Origin of the sequence: Cellulomonas septica, assembly GCF_012396155.1 — a bacterium.
In the GTDB taxonomy this organism is placed as follows: domain Bacteria; phylum Actinomycetota; class Actinomycetes; order Actinomycetales; family Cellulomonadaceae; genus Cellulomonas; species Cellulomonas septica.
Genome location: NZ_JAAXOY010000761.1, coordinates 1 through 1483, shown reverse-complemented (window position 1 = coordinate 1483; position 1483 = coordinate 1). Strand labels below are relative to the sequence as shown.

General features: G+C 75.1%; 2 protein-coding genes and 1 pseudogene. 2 read left to right on the top strand and 1 reads right to left on the bottom strand.

What is annotated here, in order from left to right; all coding sequences use genetic code 11:
- Positions 1–590, bottom strand: a 590-nt coding sequence (locus HGA02_RS18920) for a SprT-like domain-containing protein (protein ID WP_343035626.1), incomplete at its 3' end; no start/stop codon positions are given.
- Between the two features lie 195 nt (positions 591–785).
- On the opposite strand from HGA02_RS18920, the gene HGA02_RS18915 reads away from it, so the two are divergent.
- Complete coding sequence (locus HGA02_RS18915) at positions 786–944, top strand: DUF5679 domain-containing protein (RefSeq protein WP_124343092.1); 159 nt, start codon at positions 786–788, stop codon at positions 942–944.
- A 205-nt stretch (positions 945–1149) separates the two neighbouring features.
- Positions 1150–1483 (top strand): annotated as a pseudogene (locus HGA02_RS20590) (hypothetical protein); the annotation flags it as partial.

The following is a 1483-nucleotide window of genomic DNA, read 5'->3' as shown; positions in this document are numbered from 1 at the left end:
AGGAGCACGCAGCGCTCGTCCAGGTCGCGCTCGATCGCGTCGATCTCGACGTCCGCCGCGATGACCGACTCCGCGAGCGTCACGTCCGCCGTGAGGAGCGCGACACCCGCGTCGGTGATCGCGCGCTGCGTCCGCGGGTACGCGTCGAGCTCCGCCCAGAAGTCGGGCCCGTGCCCCGCGTGCAGCAGGTGCGCGAGCTCGTGCAGCAGCACGTAGTCGACGACCCACCGCGGCATGCCGCGCAGCCGGTCGGACAGCCGGATCGTCCCGTCGCTCGGGGTGCACGACCCCCACCGGCGGCCCTGGTTGCTCGACCACGCGACGCTCGTCGGGCGCGCCCGTCCCCCCAGGTAGCGGGCGGAGAGGTCGGCGGCGCGCGCCGCGAGCTCCTCGTCCGACGGCCGCCGGCGACGCTCCTGCGCGGCGAGCCGCGTCATCATCCGGCGCACCCACTCGAGCTCCTGCGCACGCGTGAACCGCGCCGGGATCGCGACGATCGTCTTGTCGCCCTCGCGCCACGCCGTCACCGTGCGCGCACGCCGGCGCGAACGGCGGACCTCGACCTGCGACAGGTCGTCCGTGGGCTGCACACCTGCACGGTAGCCCTCCCGGGTGGGCTCGTCCCGCTCTTCACCCGCTCGCGCGCGGCGTGTTCCGCATGATCACGCGGTCGCGGGGGTCCTGCGCCGCTACTGTGGACGACGCTCGGGCGCACCCGTCGGGACCGCGGCCGGCCACCGGCACCGTCCCCCGGTCCGGTGCTCGAGACCGTGGGAGGGAACCCGATGGCGGACACCTATGCAGGCGAGTTCTACTGCGTGAAGTGCAAGGAGAAGCGCGAGGCGGAGGGCGAGGTCGTCGTGTCGGACTCCGGGCGACGCATGGCGAAGGCCACGTGCCCGGTCTGCGGCACCAAGCTCAACCGCATCCTCGGCAAGGCCTGAGCACCACCGCGCAGAGGGCGCCGTCCGGTCGGACGGCGCCCTTCGTGTTCCCCGACCCGTCCGGTCGACCGGCGCCGCTCGCGTTCCCCCGACCCGTCCGCTCGGACGGCGCCGCTCGTCGTCCCCGGCCCGGGAGCTTGTGGACGACGTGCTCCGGTGCGCGGCGGTCGGTGCCACAGTGGCGCGACCGTCCGAGGAGGAGCTCATGCGTCTGCGTCCTGGCCTGCGCGTCCTGCGACGCAGCAGCACCGAGGTGCAGGTCGGCACCGACCCACGGTGGGCGGTCCGCCTGACGGACCTGACCCCGGCGGAGGCCGACGCCGTCGTCGGGCTCGGCGACTCCGCCCGCACGTCACCGTCGTCTGCGACGCCGTCCGCGAGCCCTGGTGGACGCCCTGACCTCGCGCCCGTGTCGGCGCTGCTGGCGCAGGCGCGCCTGACCCGCACGTCCAGCAGCTCGACCGGCCCGTCGACCCGGCACGCGCCGCGACCGACGCCGCCGTCCTCGACCTCGGCGTGCAGGACACGGGACCCGACGG

Bases quoted from the DNA above. Each gene is read 5' to 3' on its own strand.
- HGA02_RS18915 (WP_124343092.1), top strand. From the start codon at position 786: ATGGCGGACACCTATGCAGGCGAGTTCTACTGCGTGAAGTGCAAGGAG.